14 protein-coding genes are annotated in these 25,551 nt (G+C 70.3%); 5 read left to right on the top strand and 9 right to left on the bottom strand.

The features are described from left to right. Positions 1-148: 148 nt before the first annotated feature. Together glmS and AB0B40_RS03220 are read right to left on the bottom strand one after the other, a co-directional pair. Positions 149-1,966, bottom strand: coding sequence for a glutamine--fructose-6-phosphate transaminase (isomerizing) (glmS, locus tag AB0B40_RS03215; RefSeq protein ID WP_345047552.1), 1,818 nt, complete (start codon positions 1,964-1,966; stop codon positions 149-151). 45 nt (positions 1,967-2,011) lie between these two features. Then, positions 2,012-2,269: a hypothetical protein gene (locus AB0B40_RS03220; RefSeq protein ID WP_345047553.1), complete on the bottom strand. Its 258-nt coding sequence runs from the start codon at positions 2,267-2,269 to the stop codon at positions 2,012-2,014. Positions 2,270-2,434: 165 nt separating this feature from the next. Here AB0B40_RS03220 and AB0B40_RS03225 point away from each other — a divergent pair, with 165 nt between their 5' ends. Together AB0B40_RS03225 and AB0B40_RS03230 are read left to right on the top strand one after the other, a co-directional pair. Continuing rightward, positions 2,435-4,000, top strand: coding sequence for a metallophosphoesterase family protein (locus AB0B40_RS03225; RefSeq protein WP_345047554.1), 1,566 nt, complete (start codon positions 2,435-2,437; stop codon positions 3,998-4,000). Between the two features lie 274 nt (positions 4,001-4,274). After that, on the top strand, positions 4,275-5,876 hold the full coding sequence (locus tag AB0B40_RS03230) for a beta-N-acetylhexosaminidase (protein ID WP_362262471.1): 1,602 nt from the start codon (positions 4,275-4,277) through the stop codon (positions 5,874-5,876). Positions 5,877-5,937: 61 nt separating this feature from the next. Here the strand turns inward: AB0B40_RS03230 and AB0B40_RS03235 are convergent, their stop codons facing one another. The 6 genes from AB0B40_RS03235 to AB0B40_RS03260 form a co-directional block, all read right to left on the bottom strand. Further along, entirely contained in the window at positions 5,938-7,707 is a 1,770-nt protein-coding gene (locus tag AB0B40_RS03235; protein WP_362262474.1) for an IucA/IucC family siderophore biosynthesis protein, read from the bottom strand. Further along, positions 7,704-8,228 (bottom strand): GNAT family N-acetyltransferase, encoded by a 525-nt coding sequence (locus AB0B40_RS03240; RefSeq protein ID WP_345047559.1) that lies wholly within the window; start codon positions 8,226-8,228, stop codon positions 7,704-7,706. Before AB0B40_RS03240 ends, AB0B40_RS03235 begins: the two co-directional genes overlap by 4 nt. Then, positions 8,225-9,511 carry a lysine N(6)-hydroxylase/L-ornithine N(5)-oxygenase family protein gene (locus AB0B40_RS03245; RefSeq protein WP_362262478.1) on the bottom strand — a complete coding sequence of 429 codons (1,287 nt, stop codon included), beginning with the start codon at positions 9,509-9,511 and terminating at the stop codon, positions 8,225-8,227. Before AB0B40_RS03245 ends, AB0B40_RS03240 begins: the two co-directional genes overlap by 4 nt. Further along, the gene (gene desA, locus AB0B40_RS03250; protein ID WP_345047562.1) at positions 9,495-10,937 is read right to left on the bottom strand and encodes a lysine decarboxylase DesA; all 1,443 of its coding nucleotides are present in this window, start codon (positions 10,935-10,937) and stop codon (positions 9,495-9,497) included. Before desA ends, AB0B40_RS03245 begins: the two co-directional genes overlap by 17 nt. A 115-nt stretch (positions 10,938-11,052) precedes the next feature. Further along, the gene (locus tag AB0B40_RS03255; RefSeq protein ID WP_362262481.1) at positions 11,053-11,910 is read right to left on the bottom strand and encodes a siderophore-interacting protein; all 858 of its coding nucleotides are present in this window, start codon (positions 11,908-11,910) and stop codon (positions 11,053-11,055) included. A 41-nt stretch (positions 11,911-11,951) separates the two neighbouring features. Beyond that, positions 11,952-12,998 (bottom strand): ABC transporter substrate-binding protein, encoded by a 1,047-nt coding sequence (locus tag AB0B40_RS03260; protein ID WP_362262484.1) that lies wholly within the window; start codon positions 12,996-12,998, stop codon positions 11,952-11,954. Positions 12,999-13,302: 304 nt separating this feature from the next. On the opposite strand from AB0B40_RS03260, the gene AB0B40_RS03265 reads away from it, so the two are divergent. The 3 genes from AB0B40_RS03265 (at position 13,303) to AB0B40_RS03275 (ending at position 24,292) form a co-directional block, all read left to right on the top strand. Beyond that, entirely contained in the window at positions 13,303-17,010 is a 3,708-nt protein-coding gene (locus AB0B40_RS03265) for a LamG domain-containing protein (RefSeq protein WP_362262775.1), read from the top strand. Between the two features lie 157 nt (positions 17,011-17,167). Then, positions 17,168-23,764, top strand: a complete 6,597-nt coding sequence (locus tag AB0B40_RS03270) for an RHS repeat-associated core domain-containing protein (protein ID WP_362262487.1) — start codon at positions 17,168-17,170, stop codon at positions 23,762-23,764. Between the two features lie 93 nt (positions 23,765-23,857). After that, positions 23,858-24,292, top strand: coding sequence for a hypothetical protein (locus tag AB0B40_RS03275; RefSeq protein ID WP_362262778.1), 435 nt, complete (start codon positions 23,858-23,860; stop codon positions 24,290-24,292). A gap of 95 nt (positions 24,293-24,387) precedes the next feature. Here the strand turns inward: AB0B40_RS03275 and AB0B40_RS03280 are convergent, their stop codons facing one another. Beyond that, positions 24,388-25,548: an acyl-CoA dehydrogenase family protein gene (locus AB0B40_RS03280; RefSeq protein ID WP_362262490.1), complete on the bottom strand. Its 1,161-nt coding sequence runs from the start codon at positions 25,546-25,548 to the stop codon at positions 24,388-24,390. Positions 25,549-25,551 lie beyond the last annotated feature (3 nt).

A 25,551-nucleotide genomic window follows, 5' to 3' on the forward strand; every position in this document is an offset into this window, starting at 1 on the left:
CGGCGAGAGTGCGTGCATGGCGTCGCGAGGCAGACGGGAATTGTCAGACAGGCCCCAGCGGCATGGGAAGGACCCCCACGTGTCCGGTGGCACACGTGGGGGTCCGTTCCGTCGTCGCGCCTGTCCGGGCGCGTGGAGGCCGGGCGGGCTACTCCACCGTCACCGACTTCGCCAGGTTCCTCGGCTTGTCGATGTCACGGCCCAGGGCCTTCGCCGTGTGGTAGGCGAGGAGCTGGAGCGGGATGCCCATGAGGATCGGGTCCAGTTCGTCCTCGTTCTTCGGGACGATGATCGTCTGGTCCGCCTTCTCCTGGTCGCGGTGGGCGACGGCCAGGATCTTGCCCTCGCGGGCCTTGATCTCCTCCAGGGCGGCGCGGTTCTTCTCCAGCAGGTCATCATCGGGGACGATCGCGACCGTGGGCAGGGCCGGCTCGATGAGGGCCAGCGGGCCGTGCTTCAGCTCGGAGGCGGGGTAGGCCTCGGCGTGGATGTAGGAGACCTCCTTGAGCTTCAGGGAGGCCTCGCGGGCCACCGGGTAGCCCCGGACGCGGCCGATGAAGAGCATCGAGCGGGCGTCGGCGTAGGCCTTCGCCAGCTGCTCGATCTCCTCTTCCTGCTTGAGGATCTCGGTGATCTGGTCCGGCAGCTTGCGCAGCCCCTCGATGATCCGCTTGCCGTCGCGCACGGACAGGTCGCGGGTGCGGCCGAGGTGCAGGGCGAGCAGGGCGAAGGCGACCGTGGTGTTGGTGAAGCACTTGGTGGAGACCACGCAGACCTCCGGGCCCGCGTGCACGTAGATGCCGCCGTCCGCCTCACGGGCGATCGCCGAGCCGACCACGTTGACCACGCCGAGCACCCGGGCGCCCTTGCGCTTCAGCTCCTGCACGGCCGCGAGGACGTCGTAGGTCTCACCGGACTGGGAGACGGCGATGTACAGGGTGTCGGGGTCGACCACCGCGTTGCGGTAGCGGAACTCGGAGGCCGGCTCGGCGTCGGCGGGGATGCGGGCCAGCTCCTCGATCATCTGGGCGCCGATCATGCCCGCGTGGTACGAGGTGCCGCAGCCGAGGATCTTCACGCGGCGGATCTGCCGGGCCTCGCGGGCGTCCAGGTTGAGGCCGCCGAGGTGCACGGTGGAGAACCGGTCGTCGATGCGCCCGCGCAGCACGCGGTCCACGGCCTCGGCCTGCTCGTGGATCTCCTTGTGCATGTAGGTGTCGTGGCCGCCCATGTCGTAGGAGGCCGCCTCCCACTCCACGGTGGTCGGCTCGGCGGTGGTACGGGTGCCCTCGGTGGTGTACGTACGGAAGTCGTCGGCCTTGAGGGTGGCCATCTCGCCGTCGTCGAGGGTCACTATCTGCCGGGTGTGGGCGACCAGGGCGGCGATGTCGGATGCGACGAACATCTCCTTCTCGCCGATGCCGAGGACGACCGGGGAACCGTTGCGGGCCACCACGATGCGGTCGGAGAAGTCGGCGTGCATCACCGCGATGCCGTACGTGCCCTCGACCACGCGGAGGGTCTCGCGGACCTTGTCCTCCAGCTTCTCGGCGCCGGAGCGGGCGATGAGGTGGACGAGGACCTCGGTGTCGGTCTCGGAGAGGAACTCGACACCGTCCGCCTCCAGCTTGCGGCGCAGGTCGGCGGCGTTGTCGATGATGCCGTTGTGGACGACCGCGACCTTGCTGTCGGCCGACATGTGCGGGTGGGCGTTCATGTCGGAGGGGGCGCCGTGGGTGGCCCAGCGGGTGTGGGCGATGCCGGTGGTGCCCTTGAAGCGCGCCGGGACCTTGGCCTCCAGGTCGCGCACCCGGCCCTTGGCCTTGACCATCTTCAGGCCGGGCGTCTTCGGGGAGGTGACGACGATGCCCGCGGAGTCGTAGCCGCGGTACTCCAGCCGCTGCAGGCCCTCCAGGAGGAGAGGGGCGACGTCACGCTTCCCGATGTATCCGACGATTCCGCACATATATAGAGGTATCCCTTGGGTGTCGCTGGTCCGGTCCGACTGTTCTCAGCCGTAGACCATGCGGCGCAGCTGCCTGAGCGTCAGCTCCGGCGGCGCCACCGCCCGGTATTTCAGGTCCGCCTCGATCCGTTCGAAGATCTCCGCGTTCACCAGGCCCTGGGCCTGCAGTTCACGGTGGCGGCGACGGACGAACTCCTGGGTCGTCTCGTCGAAGTAGGCGAGCACGTCCTGGACCACCCGCAGCGCCTCGCCCCGGTTCAGGGCCGTGGACCGCGTCAGATGATCGAGAAGTTCGTCGTGCACCCGGTAGATCCTGGAGCACCGGCGGTCGTTTCGCAAGAATCGTGCCCGATTTCGGGCAGAGGGTTGTTGAAACTCTTATGGATCTTTGTTCGCAGACAGTCCATCCTGTGTCTTGCGTCTCGTTGCCCTGGCCCGCGAGTTTCAGACGCCATGGACATTCCTCGTATGGGCGTACCCGAGAAGCTGGCCGAGCGCATGAGCATGGCCGAGCGGCACGAGTACCTGCACACCAGATTCTCGCGGCGCACCATGATCAGGGGCGGTGCCGTCACCCTGGGCGCCGTCGCCGGCGGTGCGTTCGTCCCGGGCGGCACCGCCCAGGCCGCCGTGCCGGCACAGCGCACCCCCTCCGCCGCCGACCAGGTCGACGGCGCCCTCGTCGCGCCCTTCGGCCGCCACCTGGCCTGGGGCAACGACCCACGCACCGAGATCACCGTCTCCTGGCAGGTCCCGGTCGCCGTCAAGAAGCCGTTCATCCGCATCGGCGCCCACCCGTGGGACCTCTCGCGCAAGATCGAGGCCGAGGTCCGCACCCTCTACACCCCGGCCGGCGTCGGCGCCAGCGGCGACCACACCCAGTACTACCTGCACGCCAAGCTCACCCACCTGCGCCCCGGCAGGACCTACTACTACGGCGTCGGCCACCAGGGCTTCGACCCGGCCGAGCGGCACCTGGCGGGCACCCTGGGCACCTTCACCACCGCCCCGGCCCACAAGGCGCCGTTCACCTTCACCGCCTTCGGCGACGAGGGCGTCGGCTACCACGGCCTGGCCAACAACGCCCTGATCCTCGGCCAGAACCCGGCCTTCCACCTGCACGCCGGTGACATCGCCTACGGCGACCCGTCCGGCGCGGGCAAGACCACCGACACCGGGTTCGACTCGCGCACCTGGGACCAGTTCCTCTACCAGACCGAGTCGGTCGCCAAGCAGGTCCCGTGGATGCCGGCGTACGGCAACCACGACATGGAGGCCTGGTACTCGCCCAACGGCTACGGCGGCGAGGAAGCCCGCTGGACCCTCCCGGACAACGGCCCGGACAAGAAGAACCTGCCGGGCGTCTACTCCTTCGTCTACGGCAACACGGCGGTCATCTCGCTCGACGCCAACGACATCTCCTTCGAGATCCCCGCGAACCTGGGCATCTCCGGAGGAACGCAGACGAAGTGGCTGGAAACCCAGCTGAAGAAGTACCGGGCGGCGAAGGACGTCGACTTCATCGTCATCTTCTTCCACCACTGCGCCTACTGCACCTCCACCGCGCACGCCTCGGAAGGCGGCGTGCGCCAGGAGTGGGTCCCGCTGTTCGAGAAGTACACGGTGGACCTGGTCATCAACGGCCACAACCACCAGTACGAGCGCACCGACGTCATCAAGGGCGACAAGGTCACCAAGAAGCTGCCGATCGGCGGCACGGCCTACCCCGAGACCGAGGGCGTGGTCTACGTCACCGCGGGCGCCGCCGGCCGCAGCCTGTACGCCTTCTCCGCCCCGGACTCCTACGAGGGCCACGAGAACGAGACCGACTCCGTGGCCTCGTTCATCAACACCAAGGACGGCAAGGTCAACGAGACCGTCGCCTGGTCCCGGGTGCGCTACCTCAACTACTCCTTCCTGCGCGTGGACGTCACGCCCGCGCCCAGGGGCCACCAGACCACGCTGAGGGTGTCGGGCATCGCCGAGACCGGCAACCGCATCGACCACTTCACCGTGTCCCGCAGGGCCAAGTAGGCAACCGCCGAGCGGGTGGTCCTCACCTGCGCCTGAGGACCACCCGCCCGGCCAGGGCGGACTTCTCGTCCGCCAGGGCCGCGACCAGCGCCGTCAGCGGGTCCCCGCGGAAAGCCCCACAGCCCGACGGCGTTCGCGTCCCTCTGGATGATTTCCGCCACGCGGGGATTGTTTCACCCGATCTGCGGGACAGTGGTCTCGACCATGTCTGCCGGCCGGCCACATCCGAGACGCCATCACATCCCGTGGCCGGCCGCGCCCGAAGGGAGCGCATGTGAGACGGAACCACGGCACGACTCCCCGAACCCCCCGCGTCCTCGGATCCCTGCTGCTGCTCGCGGCGGCCGGCGTCCTCACCCTCGGCGCGGCCCCCGAGGCACGGGCCGCCGCCCCGGTCCCGCTGGGCCGGGTGGTCCCGGCACCCGCCTCGGTCTCGCCGGGCGGGCCGCCGTACCGCATCACCCGTGCGACCGGCATCCACGTCGACGGCTCCGCCGAGGTCCGCCGCGTCGGCGCCTACCTGGCCGCCCTCCTGCGGCCCTCCACCGGCTACCCGCTCGCGGTCACCGACCACGGCGGCGGTGGCATCCGACTCCACCTGCAACAGGGCGACTTCGGTGCCGAGGGGTACCGGCTGCACAGCGGCCCCGGCGGCGTGACCCTCACCGCGAGGACCCCCGCCGGGCTCTTCCACGGCGTCCAGACCCTGCGCCAGCTCCTCCCGGCGGCCGTGGAGAGGAGGACCGTCCAGCCCGGCCCCTGGCAGATCGCCGGCGGCACCGTGCAGGACCGCCCCCGCTACGCCTACCGGGGCGCCATGCTGGACGTCTCCCGGCACTTCTTCACGGTCGCCCAGGTCAAGCGGTACATCGACCAGCTGGCCCTGTACAAGGTCAACGAGCTGCATCTGCACCTCAGCGACGACCAGGGCTGGCGCATCGCGATCGACTCCTGGCCGCGGCTGGCCTCCTACGGCGGCTCCACCCAGGTCGGCGGCGGCAGGGGCGGCCACTACACCAAGGCCGACTACCGGGAGATCGTCCGGTACGCGGCCTCCCGCTACCTGGAGGTCGTGCCCGAGATCGACATGCCCGGCCACACCAACGCGGCCCTCGCCTCCTACGCCGGGCTCAACTGCGACGGCACCGCGCCCCCGCTCTACACCGGCACCCAGGTCGGCTTCAGCTCGCTGTGCGTGTCCAAGGCGGTCACCTACGATTTCGTGGACGACGTGATCCGGGAACTGGCCGCGCTCACCCCCGGCCGCTACCTCCACATCGGCGGCGACGAGGCGCACTCCACCGGCCACGCCGACTACGTGAGGTTCATGGACCGCGTGCAGCCGGTCGTCGCCCGGTACGGCAAGACGGTCATCGGCTGGCACCAGCTCACCGGCGCCCACCCGGCCAGGGGCGCCCTCGTCCAGTACTGGGGTCTGGACGGCACCGCCGCGGCGGAGAAGGCACAGGTGGCCGCGGCGGCCCGTGGCGGCACCGGGCTGATCCTCTCCCCGGCCGACCGGCTCTATCTCGACATGAAGTACACGCGGACCACCGGACTCGGCACGGACTGGGCGGGCCGGGTGGAGGTGAAACGGTCCTACGACTGGAATCCGGGCGCCTACCTCGCCGGGGTCCCCGCCCCGGCGGTCAGGGGAGTCGAGGCGCCCCTGTGGACGGAGACCGTGAAGACGTCCGCCGACATCGAGTACCTGGCGTTCCCGCGGCTCGCCGGAGCGGCGGAACTGGGCTGGTCACCGGCGGCGAGCCACGACTGGAACGGCTACCGGGTACGCCTGGCCGCGCAGGGCCCCCGCTGGACCGCCCTCGGCATCCACTACTACCGCTCCCCGCAGGTGCCCTGGCCGGCGCACTGAACCCAGCCCGACGGGCACCCCGGAGGACCGTCTCCGGGGTGCCCGCCCGCCCGTGGGGGGATCAGAACCCGGCGATGGGGTTCCTCAGGGTTCCGGCCAGCTGGAGGGCGCCGGACGGGTCGGCGAGGTCCACCATCTGCCGGTTGTTGCGCAGCTGGAGCCGGTTGAGGCAGGACAGCGCGAACTCGGGGGCGAACATGTCGTACTGGCGGAACCTGTCGTCCAGTTCGGGGTGCGCCTTCTGGTACTCGCGGGTGACCTCGGCGACCGTGCGCCAGAAGCCGTCCTCCTCCAGGACGCCCTCGGCGGCGAGATGGGCGGCGAGGAAGCGGAAGAAGCAGTCGAAGACGTCCGTGAAGACCGACAGCAGCTTCCTGTCCTCCGGGACCTCGACCCGGATCCGCCGCACCTCCGGCGGCAGGGCCGCGTCCGGGTCCATGACGGCGATCTCCTCGGCTATGTCTTTGTAGACCGCCCGCTGCACCACGCCGTCCCTCAGCACCAGGACGACGTTCTCACCGTGCGGCATGAAGACCAGGTCGTAGGCGTAGAAGCTGTGCAGCAGCGGGACGTAGTAGGCCCGCAGGTACCCGCGCAGCCACTCGGCGGGCGTCAGGCCCGAGCGGGCGATCAGCGCACCGGCGAAGGAGGCGTCCCGGTGGTCCACGTGCAGCAGGGAGGCCATGGTCGCCAGGGACTCGCCCTCCTGGAGCGAGGGCACCGGGCTCTCCCGCCACAGGGCGGCCAGCATCTTGCGGTACGGCGAGTAGCGGTCGGTGGCCCGCTCGTACTCCAGGTGCCGGTAGCCGACGGCGGCCCGCTCGCGGATGATCGTCAGACGGGCCGACCTCAGCACCGGGTCGTTCTCGATGAGCTGGGCCAGCCAGTCGTTGATCGCCGGGGTCGCCTCCATGTAGGCGGCCGACAGACCGCGCATGAAGCCCATGTTGAGGACCGACAGGGCGGTCTTCACATAGTGCTTGTGCGGGGCGCTGGTGTTGAAGAACGTCCGGATCGACTGCTGGGCCAGGTACTCGTCGTCGCCCTCGCCGAGGCAGACGAGGTGGCCGCGGGCCACCTCGGCGGCGAAGGTGACGCTGAGCTTGTTCCACCACTGCCAGGGGTGGACGGGGATGAACAGGTAGTCGGCGGGGTCGAGCCCCCGGCCGGTGAGGACGGCGCGGAACCGCTCCACCGTCTCCTCGCCCAGCTCCTGGCGCAGGAAGGACTCGTACTCGATCCCGGCGCCCGCGGTGAACGCGGCCCGCGAGCGGTGCGCGGCCAGCCACACCAGCCGGACCGGGTTCGCCGTCTCGGGCGCGTACGACAGGTACTCGTGGACGCCGAAGCCGAGCCGGCCGTTGTTGGCGACGAAGCACGGGTGGCCCTCGGTCATCCCGGTCTCGATCGCCTGGAAGCCGCTCACCGCCAGCTCCGCGGAGGTGACGCGGGGCTTGGCGAGCTTGTAGCAGGTGCTCGAGAGGGTGGAGGAGATCTCCTCCAGGTAGACCGGCAGGATCTCGTCGCTCAGGCCCAGGGACTCCCTCAGCTCGATGAAGAAGTCCAGCGCGGCCAGCGGGAGTTCCCGGCCCTCGCGGTGCCTGGTGATCGAGCCGGGGTCGATCTGCCAGTGGTCCAGGGCCCGGCGCACGGCGCTGAACCGGTAGGAGGTGAGCCCGTCGTCGCTGCGGACGACGTACTGCCCGCCGTCCTCCTCGGGCGTGATCAGGCGCTCGTGGGCGAACTCGGCGAGCGCCTTGCGCAGCAGCAGCCGGCCGGCGGTCGCCCAGCGCTCGGGGGACAGGTGGGCCACGGCGTCGGCGAGGGTCATGCGGTCACCGCCTTCTCGAACTGTTCGCGGGTGCAGAAACTCAGCAGGGCCCGCTTCTCCGGCTTGTCGATCTCCCGCTCGGCCACGAAGCCGACGGCCTCGTTCAGGGCGTGCACGGCCCTGTTGCGGACGTCCGGCTCGACGACGACGCGCCGCACGGCCGGGTCCTCGAAGAGGTGGGCCATGACGGCGGTGATGACGGCCTTGGTGAACCCGTGTTCGGGGGTGTCGGTGGCCGGGGTCAGGAAGTGCATGCCGACGTCACCGGGCCGCGGCTCGTACAGCCCGGCCAGCTCCCGGTGCGCGGGGTCGTACCTCTCCATCAGGAAGGCGGGTTCGCCCTCGCGCAGCCCGAGCAGCGCGTGGTGGTGCTCGTCCGCCGCGATCTCCATGTAGGCGCGCTCGACGTCCTGGAGTCTCGCGTCCCGCATCATCCAGAAGGCCGCCTTGGGGTGGGTGACCCAGGAGTGCAGCAGCTCGCCGTCCTTCAGCGGATCGACGGCACGGAAGGTGAAAGTCATACGGCGAACTCCTGGAAGGCGATGGTCTTCTCGACCGGGTAGTACTCGGTGCCGAGCAGCTCGCGGATGATGTACGAGTTGCGGTACGCCCCCATGCCCAGGTCGGGACTGGTGATGCTGTGGGTGTGGACGCCGGCGTTCTGGAGGAAGACGCCACGGCCGGTGACGTCGATGGCGTAGTTGCGGGCGACGTCGAAGCGGCCCCGGCCGTCGAAGCGGAGGCGGTCGCGCACCGGGGCGAGGAAGGCCGGCGGTGTGTAGTGGTAACCGGTGGCCAGGACCAGGCCCTCCGTGTCGATCTCGAAGTCCTTGCCCTGCTCGTCCTGGTGGAAGCCCAGGGAGTACGTGCCGTCCCGGTACTCCGCCGTGTGCAGGGTGGAGTTGGTGAGCAGCCGGGTCGGGACCGGCCGGTCGCCGCTCTCCACGTGCTTCTGGTAGAGCAGGTCGAAGATCGAGTCGATCAGGTCCGCGTTGATGCCCTTGAACAGGCCCTTCTGCTGCTTCTCCAGCCGGTAACGCGTCTCCTCGGGCAGCGCGCGGAAGTAGTCGATGTAGTCCGGGGAGGTCATCTCCAGGGTCAGCTTGGTGTACTCCAGCGGGAAGAACCGCGGGGAGCGTGTGACCCAGTTGAGCTGGTAGCCGTGGACGTCGATCTCGGCGAGCAGTTCGTAGTAGATCTCGGCCGCGCTCTGGCCGCTGCCGACGACCGTGACGGACTTCTTCCGGCGCAGCTCCGCCTTGCGGTGCGTGTACTTGGAGTTGTGCAGGAAGTCCCCGCCCAGCCCCTGGCAGGCCGGCGGGACGTAGGGGGCCGTGCCCGTGCCGAGGACCAGGCGGCGGGCGCGGTAGGCGTCCCCGGCCTCGGTACGGACGACGTACAGCTCGTCCTCGTACGTCACCTCGGTGACGGTGGTGCCGAAGCGGACGCTGCTGAGCTTGGCGGCCGCCCAGCGGCAGTAGTCGTCGTACTCGACCCGCAGCGGGTAGAAGTTCTCGCGGATGTAGAACGAGTACAGTCTGCCCCTCTCCTTCAGGTAGTTCAGGAAGGAGTACGGCGAGGTCGGGTCGGCCAGGGTGACCAGGTCCGACATGAACGGGGTCTGGAGGTGGGCGCCGTCCAGGAACATGCCGGCGTGCCACTCGAAGTCCGGCTTGGACTCAAGGAAGACGCCGTCCAGTCCGGCGATCGGCTCGGTCAGGCAGGCGAGGCCGAGGTTGAAGGGGCCCAGCCCGATGCCCACGAAGTCGTAGGTGCGGGTCGGGCTGTCAGGACGCGCGGTCAAGGGACACTCCCAGGTACTGCTCGGCATGGCCGGCGATCAGATCGAGGACGGCGGCGATGTCGGCCGTCGTGGTCTCGGGGTTGAGCAGGGTGAACTTCAGGTACTGGCGGCCGGCCACCTTGGTGCCCGCGACCACGGCGTCACCGGAGGCGAACAGGGCCTTGCGGGCGTGGAGGTTGGCCCGGTCGATCTCGGCCGGGGCGGTGACGGCCGCCGGGATGTAGCGGAAGACGAGGGTGGACAGGCTGGGTTCGACGACGACGTCGTAGCGGGGGTCGGCCGCCAGCAGCTTCCAGCCCTCCCGGGCCAGGTCGCAGACCTCGTCGAAGAGCTGTCCGATGCCGTCGGCGCCCATCGTGCGCAGGGTGAGCCACAGCTTGAGCGCGTCGAAGCGGCGGGTGGTCTGGAGGGACTTGTCCACCTGGTTGGGAATACGTTCCTGCACCATGCGGCGCGGGTTGAGGTACTCGGCGTGGTAGGTGGCGTGCCGCAGGGTGGCCGCGTCGCGGACCAGCACGGCGGACGAACTGACCGGCTGGAAGAAGGACTTGTGGTAGTCGACGGTGACTGAGTCGGCGCGCTCGATGCCGTCGATGCGGTCCCGGTACCTCAGTGAGGCGAGCAGCCCGCAGCCGTAGGCCGCGTCCACGTGCAGCCAGACGCCGTGCCGGGCGCACAGCTCGGCGATCTCCGGCAGCGGGTCGATGGAGCCGAAGTCGGTGCTGCCGGCGGTGGCGACGACGGCCATGGGAACCAGGCCGTCCTTCGTGCAGCGTTCCAGCTCGTGGGCGAGGGCGACGGTCTGCATGCGCTTGTCGTGGTCGACGGGGATCGCGACGACGGCGTCCGGGCCGAGGCCGAGCAGTTTCGCGGACTTCTGCACGCTGAAGTGGCTGACCTCGGAGGTGAGGATGCGGAGTTCGGCGAGGCTGTCGCTCTTGGCCTCCTCCCGTGCGAGGAGGAGCGCCTGGAGGTTGGACTGGGTGCCGCCGGAGGTGAAGACGCCGTCGGCGGCCGGCCCGAGGCCGATGCGGGCGGCCGTCCAGTCGACGAGCCTGCGCTCGATGAGGGTGCCGCCGGCGGACTGGTCCCAGGTGTCCAGCGAGGAGTTGACCGCGGAGAGCACGGCCTCGCCGAGCACCGCCGGTATGACGACCGGGCAGTTGAGGTGGGCGAGATAGCGGGGGTGGTGGAAGTAGACGGCGTCCCGCAGGTAGACGTCCTCCAGTTCGTCCAGCACGGCGGCGGTGTCGCCCAGGGGACGGTCGAGGTCGATCGCGTCGATGCGGGGCGAGAGGGCGTCCACGGTGACGCCGGTGAACGGACGGTCGGTGGTGGCGAGTTTGGCCGCCACCCGCTCGACTCCTTCGGTCACGGAGCGGCGGTAGTGCTCCGCGGTGAGGCCATTGAGCAGGTGCGAGCGCATGTGGGGGTCCTCCGGGGACGGTCCGTAGGGGGATCGACTTAGGTAAGGCTAACCTAAGGTGAAAATCTCGAAGCATGCCTCTCCGGTGACCGGCATCACTTCGGGACGGGGCGGGTTACTCCGCGGCCCGCAGTTGCTCCTCCGTCATTCCCTGCCGCCAGTAGCCGACGAAGGTGACACTCCGCCTGTCCACCGCGCACTCCCCGACGAAGTACCGCCGCAACGCCTTGACCTGGCCGGACTCGCCGGCGATCCACACATACGGCCGTTCGGCCTCCGGCAGCCGGGCGGCCCGTACGGCGTCGACGGCCATGGGGGACCCGTCGTGCCGTACGAGCCATGTGATCCGCGCGTCCGCCTCCGTGCGCACGTCCTGGATGTCACCGGCGTGCGGCACCTCCAGCCAGGCCCGCACCCGGGTGCCGGCGGGGAGGGACTCGAGGATCGCGGTCGCGGCAGGTACGGCCGTCTCGTCACCGCACAGGACCACGAGGTCGGTGCCCTGGGGCGGACGGAAGCGGATCGCGCGGTTGTCGGCGACGGCCGGTCCGAGCAGCAGGACCCGGTCGCCGGCGGCGGCGCGCGAGGCCCAGCGGGAGGCCGGGCCGGCGGGCGCGGGGGAGGCGCCGGGCGTGACGCCGTGCAGGGCGAAGTCGATGTCGATCTCGGCCGTACGGCCCAGGGCGTCCCGCCGCAGGGCCCGCAGGGTGTACGAGCGCATCACCGCCCGTACGTCGTCCGGCAGTTCACGCCAGCCCTGCCACCAGTCGTCGCCCAGCTCCAGCGGTACGGCCGGCTCGCGCTGGCCCGGGTGCGGCAGGAACAGCGAGAGCGACTGGTCGTGGCCGTCGGAGTGGAAGCCGTGCAGATCGGCACCGGCGAAGGTGACCCGGACCAGGGACGGGCCGAGCCGCCTCGTCCGTACGACCTGGAGGGAGAAGAAACGGAACGGGGCGGCTACGGCCGTCGTCATCTGTGGCTCCTGAGGGTGGGGTTCAGGGCTTTGTCAGGGGGTCAGCTGACCTTCTTGGCCTTCTCCAGCGCCTCGGCCAGGTTCGTCAGCAGCGGCACGCACTTGTCGTAGGAGAGGATCGGTTCCGGGGAACGGGCGATGACCTGGTCCGCCTTGACCGCGGGCAGCTTCTTCCAGGTGGCCTTGGTGATGTCGGCGGGCTGGATCGCCGAGGTGCGGTCGTCCATCATGATGATGTCGGCCCGGTACTTGTCGACGTTCTCCCAGCTGAGCGACTCGTACCAGCCGCCGCCCTGCTTCTTGGCGCTCTCCGGCGGCTCCACGAAGTTCACGCCGAGCGCCTTGAAGTACTCCAGGTCGACGGAGAGGTCGGTGCCGGAGACGTAGAACAGCTGGTCACTGGCGCTGCCTGCCATCACCTTGACGTCGGGCTTGGCCTTGGCGGCGGCACGCAGCCGGGCCGCCGCGGCCTCGAACCGCTTCCTGGCGTCCGTCACCTTGGCGGCCTTCATGTCCGCGCCGAGCGAACCGGCGAGGTCCCACACGCGCTGCAGCGGCCGGGTGAGCTGGCGGTCGTAGACGGAGATGCCGACGCTGGGGGCCAGTTGGGCGATCTTCTTCTTCGACTCGTCGGGGACGTACCAGAGCGTGCCGGCGTCGTCGAACATCGTCGAGATCAGCACGTCCGGCGCGAGCGAGGCGTACTTCTCGACGCTGAACTGGCCCCAGGTGTTGCCGAGGACCGTCACCTTGCTGAGGTCCATGTCGCCGGCCTGGACGTCGGGCTTGCCGGCGGCGGTCTTCGTCGGGCCGAAGACGCCCTTGACCTGGATGCCGTAGTCGTACAGGGCGGCGCCCACGCCGGTGAACGCGACGATGTTCGCGGGGACCCTGTCCAGCTTCACGGCCGTGCCGCGGTCGTCCTCGAAGGCCCACGGGCCGGACGCGCCGTTCCCGGCATCCGCACCGGAGCCGCCGTCCTTGCCTTTGCCGTCCCCGCAGGCGGCGAGCGCGGCACCGAGTCCGAGGACGCCGCCCGCGGCGAGGAGGCCGCGGCGAGTGAGGTGGGTGGCACGGGCTTGGGGCATGGGCATGACTGCTTTCGACCGGGGCGGAGCGCCCGCCGGACACGTTCAGAGGTCAGGTTAGCCTAACCTCACCAGCTGTCCAGGGGCCGGGTCGAGCCCCAAGTCGTCGCCCCCTGTACTGATTGCGACTGTGATCGCAACCCCTTGTTCTTCGTGATCACACCGGTGTTGAATGTTCCGGCCTTTATGAAGATCACATGAGAATGTGGGGGAGACACGCGAAATGCGGTTGCACATAGGTGAGGGAGCAGCGCGGCGAAGACGCAGTCGAGCCGTGCTCGCCCTGACGACGGGTGTCACCTCGATGGCCCTGCTCGCGTCCCTGGCGCCGTTCACAGCGAGCGCCGCGGCGCTCACCGGCCCCGGCGGCACTACCGGCTCGGCCGGAATCGACCACCGCACCGCCGCCGCACGCGCGGCCGCCACCGGTAAGCAGGTCGAGGTCACCGCCGAGCGGACCGAGTACTCGACGACGATGGCGAACGCGGACGGTACGTTCACGCTGACGCAGTCGGCGGTGCCGCAGCGGGTGCACGACGACGACGGCTCGTGGGACCCGGTGGACACGACGCTGGTGCGGCACTCGGACGGCACGGTGGGGCCGAGGTCCGCCGTGGTGGACCTCTCCTTCTCCGGGGGCGGCGACGAGAGCATGGTCCGCCTGGGCGACGAGCGGGGCTCGCTGCGGCTGAACTGGCCGGGCAAGCTGCCCGATCCGCGCCTGGAGGGCGCGAAGGCCGTGTACCCGGAGGTGCTCAACGGTGTCGACCTGGAGCTGACGGCCACGGCGGAGGGCTACCGGGAGGTACTCGTCGTCAAGTCCGCGCAGGCGGCGGCGAACCCCGCGCTGGAACAGATCCGGCTGTCGGCCTCGACGACCGACCTGGAACTGGCGCCGGGGGCCGGCGGCGGTCTGCGGGCGGTCGACGCGGACGGCAACACCGTCTTCAAGGGACCGGCCGGCCAGATGTGGGACTCCGCGGGCCAGGCCGAGGACACCGCCGCCGGTGCGCACACGCAGCTGGCGCGGGTCGCCGTGGCCGGCGCGGACGCCACGAAGGCCGCGACGGCCGGTGACACCGCCGCACAGACGGTCCCCGACCCGGTCGAGGAGGGCACCCAGCCGCGTGCCGGCGACGCCAGCGCGGTGATGCCGGTGAAGGTCACCGGTGACTCGGTCAGCGTCAAGCCCGACCTGGGCCTGCTGCGGGGCGACGACACCGTGTACCCGGTGCGGATCGACCCCTCGGTCGGACTGGGGGTGTCGGAGCGGACCGTGCTGTCCTCGGACGGCGACAAGTTCTGGCAGTTCGACGGTGACTACGGCGTCGGCCGGTGCAGCGTGTCGGGCCCGTACTACTGCGGCAGCAACTACACCAACCGCATGTACTTCGAGTTCTCGCCCTCGAAGCTGGCCGGCAAGTACATCCTGGACGCCACCTTCCGTGCCCACGAGACGTGGTCCTTCAGCTGTGACCCCAAGTGGGTCGACCTGGAGCGCACGGACAACATCTCCGAGGGCACCCGGTGGCCGGGGCCGTCGCAGCTGGACCAGATGGGCGACCGGCTGGTCTCGGCGGGCCGGGGCACGCAGTGCAGCCCCGACCAGCCCGACGAGTGGATCGAGTTCAACGACAACCCGGACGAGCCCGACGAGAACCTCGCCTCCACGGTGCGCAGTTTCGCCGACGGCAAGATCTCGCGGCTGACGCTGATGCTGCGGGCGAAGGACGAGTCGGACCCCGAGGCGTGGAAGCGGTTCGACGACAACGCCGAACTCAAGGTCAACTACGCCTTCAAGCCGGGCGTGCCCAGCAGCGTCGGAGTGATCCCGGGCGACGGCACGACCGCGTACTGCAAGACGTCCTCCTCCGACCCGCTGATCGTCACGCGGGTCGACCCGATGGTCCAGGCCCGGGTGCAGACCCAGGTCGAGGCGCACCTCGGCGACGAGGAGGGCTCGCTCCAGGCGGAGTTCGTCGTGGAACGCGGGGACGACTCGGCCTGGCACCAGGTCTGGACGGGGTACCGCCCGGACAGCGGCTGGGACCCGGACGAGACCCTGGAGAAGCTGCGCACCTCTGACCGGGCCGACGGCGGCCTGTACCGGCTGCGCTCGCGCACCCAGTCGCACTGGTCCTACGGCGGCAAGTCCGGTGACCTGTTCTCGTCGTACTCCTCCTGGTGCTACTTCAAGATCGACTCGACGGCGCCGAAGGCCCCCACCGTCACCACGGGCACCCCGTACACCCAGTGCACGGCCAACCTCTGCGACGGCAAGGGCGGTCCGGGCGTACCGGGCAGCTTCACCTTCGCCCCCAACGCCGCGGACAAGGACATCAGCGGCTACCGCTGGCGGCTGCTGACCACGTCGGCCAAGGACACCAAGGAGGTCACCGGGTCCAAGGTCACCGTCGGCAACGTGACACCGTCGCTGTCGGGCACGCAGGTGCTGTCGGTCGAGGCCAAGGACGTGCGCAACCGCTGGGGCACACCGGCCGAGTTCACCTTCAAGGTCGCCCCGGCGGCCGGGCCGACCGGCACCTGGCACTTCGACGACGCCCAGGCCGGCTCCACCGCGACCCTCGCCAAGGACACCGCGACCGAGGGCACCCGGCACGACGCCACCCTCTACACCGCCGGCGCCGGCTGGTCCTCGCTGGCCCGCCGCGGCGACGCCGACTCCTCCCTGTGGCTGGACAGCACCGACCCGGCCAAGCAGCAGGGCTACGCGGCCACCGCCGCACCGGCGGTGAACACGAAGGACTCCTTCACCGTCTCCAGCTGGGTCTACCTCACGGACGCCTCACAGACCCGGGTGGTGATGACCGCCCCGGGCACCTACGGATCCGCGTTCACCCTGTACTACTCGGCGAGCTACAAGAAGTGGGTGTTCAACCGGACAGCGGGTGACGTCAAGGACAGCCCCGTCTACCTGCGCTCGCTCGGCGACGCCACCAACCCGCCGCTGAAGGTGTGGACGCACCTGTCCGCGGTCTTCGACACCAAGAACGACACCGACAAGACCAACGACACCATCCAGCTCTTCGTCAACGGCCGCCCGCAGGGCAAGCCGGTGGTGCTCAACACCCTGTCGACCGCCTACCAGCCCTGGGTCGCCACCGGCGGTCTCCAGATCGGCCGTTCGCTGGTCGGCGGCACGTGGGGCGAGTACTTCCGCGGCCGCATCGACGAGGTCAACGTCTGGCAGCGGGTGCTGACCCCGGACGAGATCGCCCAGCAGGCGGAGCTGCTGGAGGACGGCGTTCCCGCCAACGAACTCGTCGCCGGCTGGGACGCGGGGTCCTCCACCGGGACCCAGGTGAAGGAGATCTCCTCCTACGGCGTCGCGAACATGACGCTCTCGGGCGCCGGTGCCACCCTGGACGGCGAGAACAACGCCCTGGTCCTGGACGGCACCGCCGGCTACGCGTCCATGACCGGGCCGGTCGTGGACGAGAGCGGTTCCTTCACCGTCTCCGCCCGGGTCAGGATCGACGCCGCCAAGCTGGCCGGCAAGCCGGTCGGCTACCAGGCTCAGGTCGCCGCGCAGCAGGCGAGCGCGGGCGAGTCCTCCTGGGCGCTGTGGGTGGTCAAGCCCGCCGACGGCGTCTACCAGTGGAAGTTCAGCCGCACCGCCGTCGGCACGGACGGGAAGGTCGTCCAGAGCGCCGAGGTGCCCGCGGGTGACGTCGCCGAGACCGACACCTGGGTCCAGGTCACCGGCGTCTTCGACGCCCAGGAGCCCTGGGAGTGGACCGACCCGAACGACGCCGCCAAGACGGAGACCCGCTACGGCAAGCTCCACCTGTACGTCGGCGAGTTCGACCAGCCCTCCGAAGGCGCGGCCGGCTTCACCGCCCCGCAGTACGGCTCCGGCTCGCTCTCCGTGGGCCGCGGCAGCCAGGGCGGCTCCACCGGGCACTACCTGCCCGGCGCGCTGGAGACCCTGCGGGTGTGGACCGGCGCGATGACCGCCGACCAGATCCGCTCGCGAGTCCTCGACGGCTGACCCGTCACCGGCCGGCCCGGACGGAGAACCTCCGCCCGGGCCGGCCGGACGCGTCCGCGCGCCGACGAGCGTCCCGATTCCACGCGGGCCCTGCGCACACCGTCACGCCGGGGCCCCGCTCTGCCATCCCATGTGACCTTCTCAGACGAGGAATTCCATGCCATATCGACCACCGGTGCGTCCCGCACCGGATCACACCGGGGCCGCCCGGGTGCCCTGGCTGCGCCGCGTCAGCGCGATCGTCAGCCTGAGCATGCTGCCCGGTCTGCTCGCGCCCGCCGCGGCGATGGCCGCCGACCGTGACCCGCTGGGCCGCCCCGAGCTGTCGGCGCCGCACGCCCAGAACGTGGTGCGGTTCAAGGCCAGGAACGACGCCAGGTCCGCGGCGACCGTGAAGTCCGCCGCGGAGGCGGACCGCAAGGCCGCCGCACGCGCCGCAAAGGACCGGGCCCGCGAGACCTCCTGGCCCGCCCACGGCACCACGCGGCTGACGCTGCCCGCCTCCGGCGCCGCGAACGCCGAAGCCGGCGGACTGCCCGTCACCCTGACCCCGCCCGCCGGCCACGGCAAGCCGCGCGCCGCCTCCGTCTCCGTCGAGGTGCTGGACCAGAAGACCGCCAGGGCTCTCGGCGTCAAGGGCGTCGTGCTCAAGGTGACCGGTCCCCGGGGTGGTGGCCGGGCGAGACTCGGCATCGACTACTCGGACTTCGCCTCCGCCTACGGCGGCGACTGGGCCGGCCGGCTCTCGGTGCTCCGCCTGCCCGACTGTGCCGCCGATCCGGCCTCGGTGAAGGCGGGCAAGTGCCGCTCCGCGACGCCCGTCCGCTCCGTCAACGCGCGCGACAAGGAACGCCTCACCGCGGACCTGGCGTTCACCGCGGGTGCCTCCGCCAAGCCCGCCGCGAAGTCCACCGGGTCCGCGCCGGCCGCCCTGGCCGCCGGGCAGACGATGATGCTGGCCGTGGCCGCCGGCAGCGCCTCCGCCGACGGCGACTACAAGGCGACCCCGCTGTCCGCGTCCTCCACCTGGGAGGCCGGCAACAGCTCCGGCACCTTCACCTGGAGCTACCCGCTGAAGGCGCCTCAGGCCGCCGCCGGCCCGACCCCGCAGCTGGAGATCTCCTACGACTCCGGCAGCGTGGACGGCCGTACCGCGACCACGAACAACCAGGGCACCGAGGTCGGCGAGGGCTTCGACATCACCTCGTCGTACGTCGAGCGCAAGTACGGCTCCTGCGACGACGACGGCCAGGACGGCAAGTACGACCTGTGCTGGAAGTACGACAACGCCTCGCTGGTGCTGAACGGCAAGGCCACCGAGCTGGTCAAGGACGACACGACCGGCGAGTGGCGGCTGAAGAACGACGACGCCTCGAAGGTCACGCACTCCACCGGCGCCTCCAACGGCGACGACGACGGCGAGTACTGGACCGTCGTCACCGGAGACGGCACGAAGTACGTCTTCGGCCTGGACAAGCTCGACGGCGCGGGCACCGACGACCGCACCAAGTCGGTCTGGACCGTCCCCGTGTTCGGTGACGACGAGGGCGAACCGGGCTACTCCGACGGCACGTCGTTCTCGGGCCGCGACAAGAAGCAGGCCTGGCGCTGGAACCTCGACTACGTCGAGGACACCCACGGCAACGCCATGTCGTACTGGTACGAGGACGAGACCAACAACTACGACAAGCTCGGCGACGACAACACCGGTACCCAGTACACCCGTGGCGGCTACCTGAAGGAGATCCGCTACGGCCAGCGCGCCGGTGCCCTGTTCTCCGCCGCGCCCGCCGCCTCGCACAAGGTCGTCCTCTCCTACGCCGAGCGCTGCGTCGCCTCCGGCACGGGCTGCGACTCGCTGACCGAGGACACCCGGGACAACTGGCCCGACGTGCCGTTCGACCGGATCTGCAAGGACGGCGACAAGTGCCCGTACCTGGACAGCCCGACGTTCTTCACCCGCAAGCGGCTCACCGGTGTCAGCACCTACGCCTGGGACGCGGCGGCGGCCACCCCCGCCTTCGCGCCCGTGGACAGCTGGGCACTCAAGCAGCTCTACCTGGACCCGGGCGACACGGGTGACTCCACCGACCAGTCGCTGTGGCTGGACGAGATCAGGCACACCGGCAAGCACGGCACCGACATCGCCCTCGACCCGGTCAAGTTCTCGCACGTCTTCCTGCCCAACCGGGTGGACAGCCCGAGCGACGACATCCTGTCCTTCGAACGGCCGCGGCTGAAGACGATCGTGTCCGAGACCGGCGCGCAGACGATCGTCGACTACATGCCGGCCGACTGCGTGGCCGGACAGACCATGCCGCAGCCCGACGAGAACACCAAGCGCTGCTACCCGGTCTACTGGTCGCCCAACGGCGAGCAGACCCCGATCCTCGACTGGTTCCAGAAGTACCCCGTCAGCGCGGTGCGCACCACGGACCCGCTCGGCGGCTCCGAGGCCGTGCAGCACACCTACCAGTACTCCGGCGGCGGCGCCTGGCACTACAACGACGACCCGCTGACCCCCGCCAAGGAGCGCACCTGGTCCCAGTGGCGCGGCTTCAGCCGGGTCACCCACCTCACCGGCCCGTCCGACGGCGTCCAGTCCAAGACGGTGTCGGTGTTCCTGCGGGGCATGGACGGCGACCGCGTGCTCGGCTCCGACGGCAAGACCGTCGACCCGGACAAGCGCAAGACCGTCACGGTCACCGGCGTCAAGGCGGCCGAGATCACCGACTCCGACCAGTACGCCGGCTTCACCCGGGAGACCGTCTCCTACGACGGCGCCGACGAGGTGTCCGGCACCGTCAACGACCCCTGGTCCAAGCGCACGGCCACGCAGCACAAGTCGTACGCCGACACCGAGGCGTACTACCTGCGCGTCGCCGCGTCCCACGCCCGCAACCGCATCACCAGCAAGCTGACGCCGTACGACCGGGTGCGCACCACGGCCACCACGTACGACGACCACGGCATGCCCGTCACCGTCGAGGACCGCGGCGACGACTCCGTGACCGGCGACGAGAAGTGCACTCGCACCTGGTACGCCCGCAACGACGACACCGGCCTGACCTCGCTGGTGGCGCGGACCCGCATCGTGGCCAAGGCGTGCTCGGTCGCCGACTCGGCGCTGGACCTGCCCGCCGACCACACCCGCCCCGGTGACGTGGTGTCCGACACGGCCACCGCGTACGACTCCCTCACCTGGTCGGCCGGCCAGAAGCCCACCAAGGGCGACGCCCGCTGGGCCGGACGCGCCCAGGGATACGGCAGCGACGACCAGCCGCAGTGGCAGCAGACGGCCGTCACCGAGTACGACACGCTCGGCCGGCCCACCCTGGTCAAGAACGCCGACGACGTGACCGTCTCCACCACGGCCTACGACCCGCCGGCCGCCGGCCCGCTGACCAGGACGACGGTCGGCAACGCCAAGAAGTTCCAGACGGTCACCGCCAAGGACTTCGCCACCGGCGCGGACCTGAAGGTCACCGACGCCAACGGCAAGGTCACCGAGACGGAGTACGACAGCCTGGGCCGGGTCACCGGCGTGTGGCTGCCCAACCGCTCCCGGGCCCTGAACAAGTCCGCCAACTACGTCTACGGCTACAGCGTCAAGTCGACCTCGCTGCCCTGGGTGTCCAGCGCCTCGATCAAGGGCGACGGCTCCGGCTACAACACCACCTACGAGATCTACGACTCCCTGCTGCGCACCCGCCAGGTGCAGGCGCCGTCCGGCGTGGGCGGCCGGATCATCGCCCAGACCCTGTACGACGGACGCGGCCTGGCCGTGACCGCCCAGTCGGACATCTGGGACGACAAGTCCGCCCCCTCCGGCACACTGGTCCAGATCGACGGCGGCCAGGCGCCCAAGCAGACCGACACGGTCTACGACGGCATGGGGCGCGCGGTCAAGGCGACCACCAGGACCTACGGGGTCGCCAAGTGGTCGGTCGACACCACCTACCTGGGCGACACGGTCCTCACCAGCGCCCCGGCGGGCGGCTCGGCCGGTGCCGTCGTCACCAACGCGCTCGGCAAGACCGTCGAGCGCCGCGACTACGCCGGACCCAAGCCGACCGGTACCGACTTCATGACCACGCTCTACGGCTACGACGGCGCGGACCGGCAGAAGACGATCACCGCGCAGGACAAATCCGCGTGGACGTACAAGTACGACCTCTTCGGCCGGCAGGTGTCGGTCACCGACCCCGACAAGGGCGAGACCGTCACCGAGTACGACGAGCTGGACCAGGCGGTGAAGTCCACCGACAGCCGCGGCAAGTCGCTGCTGTTCGAGTACGACGTCCTCGGCCGCAAGACCGGCATGTGGCAGACGTCCAAGACCGACGGCAACAAGCTGGCGGCCTGGACCTTCGACCAGCTCGCCAAGGGCCAGCAGGACACGGCCGTGCGCTACGACGGCGGAGTCGCCGGCAAGGCGTACACCCAGCAGGTCACGGCCTTCGACGCCCTCTACAAGGTGACCGGGAACAAGCTGGTCCTGCCCTCCGGTGACCCGCTGGTCGCCGCGGGTGTGCCCAGCACCCTTTCCTTCTCCACCGGCTACAACCTCGACGGCACCGTGAAGCAGGCCGCCGCGCCCGCCGTGGCCGGGCTGCCCGCCGAGACCGTGTCGTACACCTACGACGCCCTCGGCCAGGTACAGACCGCCAAGGGCACCACGGGCTACCTCCAGGGGGTCGCCTACTCGCCGCTCGGTGACGCGCGCCAGCTGACGCTGGCCACCGACCCCACCAACGCGAAGAAGGTCTATCTCAACAACGACTACGAGGCCGGCACCCGCCGTCTGACCCGGTCCTACGTCACCGACGACGTGCACGGCTTCATGCTCCAGGAGCTGAAGTACGGCCAGGACGACGCGGGCAACGTCACGTCCGTGTTCGACGGCACCACGCTGGGCGGGGCGGGCAAGGAGGACTACCAGTGCTTCGCCTACGACGGCTACCGCCGGCTGAGCGAGGCATGGACGCCGAAGACCGCCGACTGCGCCGCCTCCGGCCGCAGCACGGCCAACCTCGGCGGGGCCGCCCCGTACTGGACGAGCTACCAGTACAACGACTCCGGACTGCGCTCCCAGCAGGTGGAGCACAGTGCCTCGGGTGACGTCACCACCGACTACAAGTACGGCACGGCCAAGGGACAGCCGCACGCCCTCTCCTCGACGGTGAGCGGCTCGAAGACGGTGCCGTACACCTACGACAACACCGGCAACACCGAGACGAGGCCCGGTACGCAGGGCACCCAGACCCTGGTCTGGAACGCCGAGGGCGCCGTGGCATCCGCGAGCGAGCCCGCCGCCGGCGGCAAGCCCGCGACCGGCACCGGCTACCTGTACGACGCCGGCGGGGAGCTGCTCGTCCGGCGGCCCACCACCACGGACGGCGAGACCGTCCTCTACCTCGGCACGACCGAGGTCCGGCTCAAGGTCAGCGGCAACGGCGCCACCAAGGCGCTGTCCGGCGCCCGCAGCTACAAGGCGGGCGAGACCGTCATCGGTGTCCGCACCTCGACCCCGGGGCAGACCGGCACGAAGCTCTGCTTCCTCGCCGGCGACAACCACGGCACGTCGAGCCTCGCGATCGCCTCGGACACGCTGGCCTATGTCAAGCGCTACACGGCGCCCTTCGGCGCACCGCGCGGCACGGCGTCCGGCAGCTGGCCCGACGACAAGGGCTTCCTCGGCAAACCCGCGGACACGACGACCGGGCTCACCCAGCTCGGCGCCCGGCAGTACGACCCGGCCACCGGCCGGTTCCTCAGCGTCGACCCGCTGCTGGAACCGGACAAGCCGCAGACGCTTAACGGGTACGCCTACGCCAGCAACACTCCGGTGACCAACTCCGACCCGAGCGGCACCTCGGACGGCCTCGGCGGCATCCTCGGGGCCGTCGGCGCCGCGCTCGGCGGCGTCCTCGGCGGTGTGCTCGGTGTGCTCGGCGCCGTGATCGACACGATCGGTTCCGGGGGCGGAGGCGGCTACGGCACCGCGCCGACCGGCTCCAGCGGCTGGGTCGGCAGCGGTCAGCGCTGGCAGCCGGGAGCGACGTACAACTACTTCACCAAGTCGTGGGACCTGCCGTTCAATCCGATCGGCAAGCCCGTCGACCTCTTCGCCGGCATCCCCGACTGGGGCATCGTCTCGGATCCGAAGGCCGCCAACCAGTGGGAGCACTCGCGCTCGCTGTTCCTCGGCTGGCTGTGGGGCGGCGGCTACCCGCTCAGCGACCACCAGGACTTCCGCGGCGGCGACGCCTTCACGGCGATCCTGGCGGTCGACCCGACGGTCTCCGACCTGCGGGCGAAGCTCGTGGGACAGGCCCGGGACAAGGGGATGAAGGCTCCCTTCGCCAAGGAGGCCGCGCCGCTGGTGTACCAGGACAAGGGCCCTGATCCGGGCAGCCCCTGGTACCACTTCAACTCGATGCGCGGAGCGGCGAACGACGTCCTCGGCGTGCTGACCAACGGCGGTCTGGGGACGGAGAACCAGGCGGACGCCTTCCTCGGCTCCTACAGCGGATCCGCCCAGATCAAGTCGATCAACAAGAAGGACAAGTCCGTCACGCTGAGTTTCCATGTGAACAACACATCCGACTGGCGGTCGGCGACCCACGTCATCCCCCGGTCCTGGAACCCCGCGTTCACCGACACCTTCGGCGCCGCGGTGAAGGAGGACTTCTCCTGGGAGGAGAAGTGGCCGCTCAACAGTTGCGTCAACTATTCCGACTGGCTCGAATGACCGGCGCACCCCGGTGACCCGGGGGGCCGGGGTCCCGACGGACCCCGGCCCCCCGGGTCCCGCCCCACCTCTAGGATGAAAAACGTGCTCAGAATGCTGACCCGTCCGCGCCGCGCCGCCGTCCTCGCCGTACCGCTCCTGCTCCTCGCCGCGTGTGCGTCCGAGGAGACCGCGACGGTACCGCTGGACCGGATCGTCGGCCGGTGGCAGGGGGCCGACGGCGAGGCGCTGTCCTTCTCGTCCGACCGGACGTTCACGTCGTCCGGTCTCGACTCCGGAAAGCTCGCGGACAGCAAGTGCCCGGGCGGTCCTTCCAAGGGCAGCTGGGGCTTCTTCACGGACGGCGACTCCGGCACCCAGGTCTCGAAGACGACGAAGTCCGGTTCATGGATCGGTCTCGGCTTCGAGCGGAAGTTCTGGCAGTGTGGCCTGCTCCTCGCGGTCGTCGACGACGGCAGGACCCTGTGCGCCACCGACGACCCCGACACCCCCTGCGGCCTCGACGTCCGCTTCACCCGGCGCAAGTGACCCCGGCGACCGCACGGTCCCTGACCCGGTGAGCCCCGGGCACGCCGACGGCCCGGACGCCCCTTCGCGGGTGTCCGGGCCGTCGGCCGTCGCCCTCAGCCCGCCAGCCCCAGCTCCCGGGCGATCAGCAGCCGCTGGACCTCGCTCGTGCCCTCGCCGATCTCCAGGATCTTGGAGTCGCGCCACATGCGGGCCACCGGGTACTCGTTCATGAAGCCGTAGCCGCCGTGGATCTGGGTGGCCTCGCGGGCGTTGTCGACGGCGACCGTGGAGGAGTAGAGCTTGGCCAGCGCCGCCTCCTTCTTGAACGGCTCGCCCGCCACCAGGCGCGAGGCCGCGTCGCGCCAGGCCAGGCGGGCCGTGTGTGCCTTCATCTCCATGTCGGCGATCTTGAACTGGATGGCCTGGTTGGCGCCGATCGGGCGGCCGAAGGCCTGACGTTCCTTGGCGTACTTCACCGACTCGTCCACGCAGCCCTGGGCCAGGCCCGTCCCGAGCGCCGCGATCGCGATCCGGCCCTCGTCCAGGATGCGCAGGAACTGGGCGTACCCGCGGCCCTCTTCGCCGAGCAGGTTGGCGGCGGGCACGCGGACGTCCTGGAAGGAGAGTTCGCGGGTGTCGGAGGCGTTCCAGCCCACCTTCGAGTAGGGCGCCGCCACCGTGAAGCCCGGTGTGCCGGACGGGACGATGATCGCCGAGATCTCCGGGCGGCCGTCCGGCTTGCGGCCGGTGACAGCGGTGACCGTGACCAGGCCCGTGATGTCCGTGCCCGAGTTGGTGATGAAGCACTTCGTGCCGTTGATCACCCATTCGTCCGTGTCCGGGTCCAGGCGGGCCGTGGTGCGGGTGGCCCCGGCGTCGCTGCCGCCGTCCGGCTCGGTCAGGCCGAACGCGCCGAGGATCTCGCCGGCGCAGAGCCGGGGGAGCCACTCGCGCTTCTGCTCCTGCGTGCCGAACAGGTGCAGGGGCATCGCGCCCAGCGAGACGCCCGCCTCCAGGGTGATGGCCACCGAGGAGTCCACCCGGGCCAGCTCCTCCAGGGCGATGCCGAGCGCCAGATAGTCACCGCCCATCCCGCCGTACTCCTCCGGGAACGGCAGCCCGAACAGGCCCATGCGGCCCATCTCGCGGACGATCTCGTACGGGAACTCGTGCCGCTCGTAGAAATCGCCGATCTTCGGCGCCACGACGTCGTGCGCGAAGTCCTCCACCGTACGGCGGAGTTCCTCCAGCTCGGGGCTGAGACGGTGGTCCATGCT

This window comes from Streptomyces sp. NPDC042638 (assembly GCF_040647235.1).
GTDB lineage: Bacteria > Actinomycetota > Actinomycetes > Streptomycetales > Streptomycetaceae > Streptomyces > Streptomyces rameus.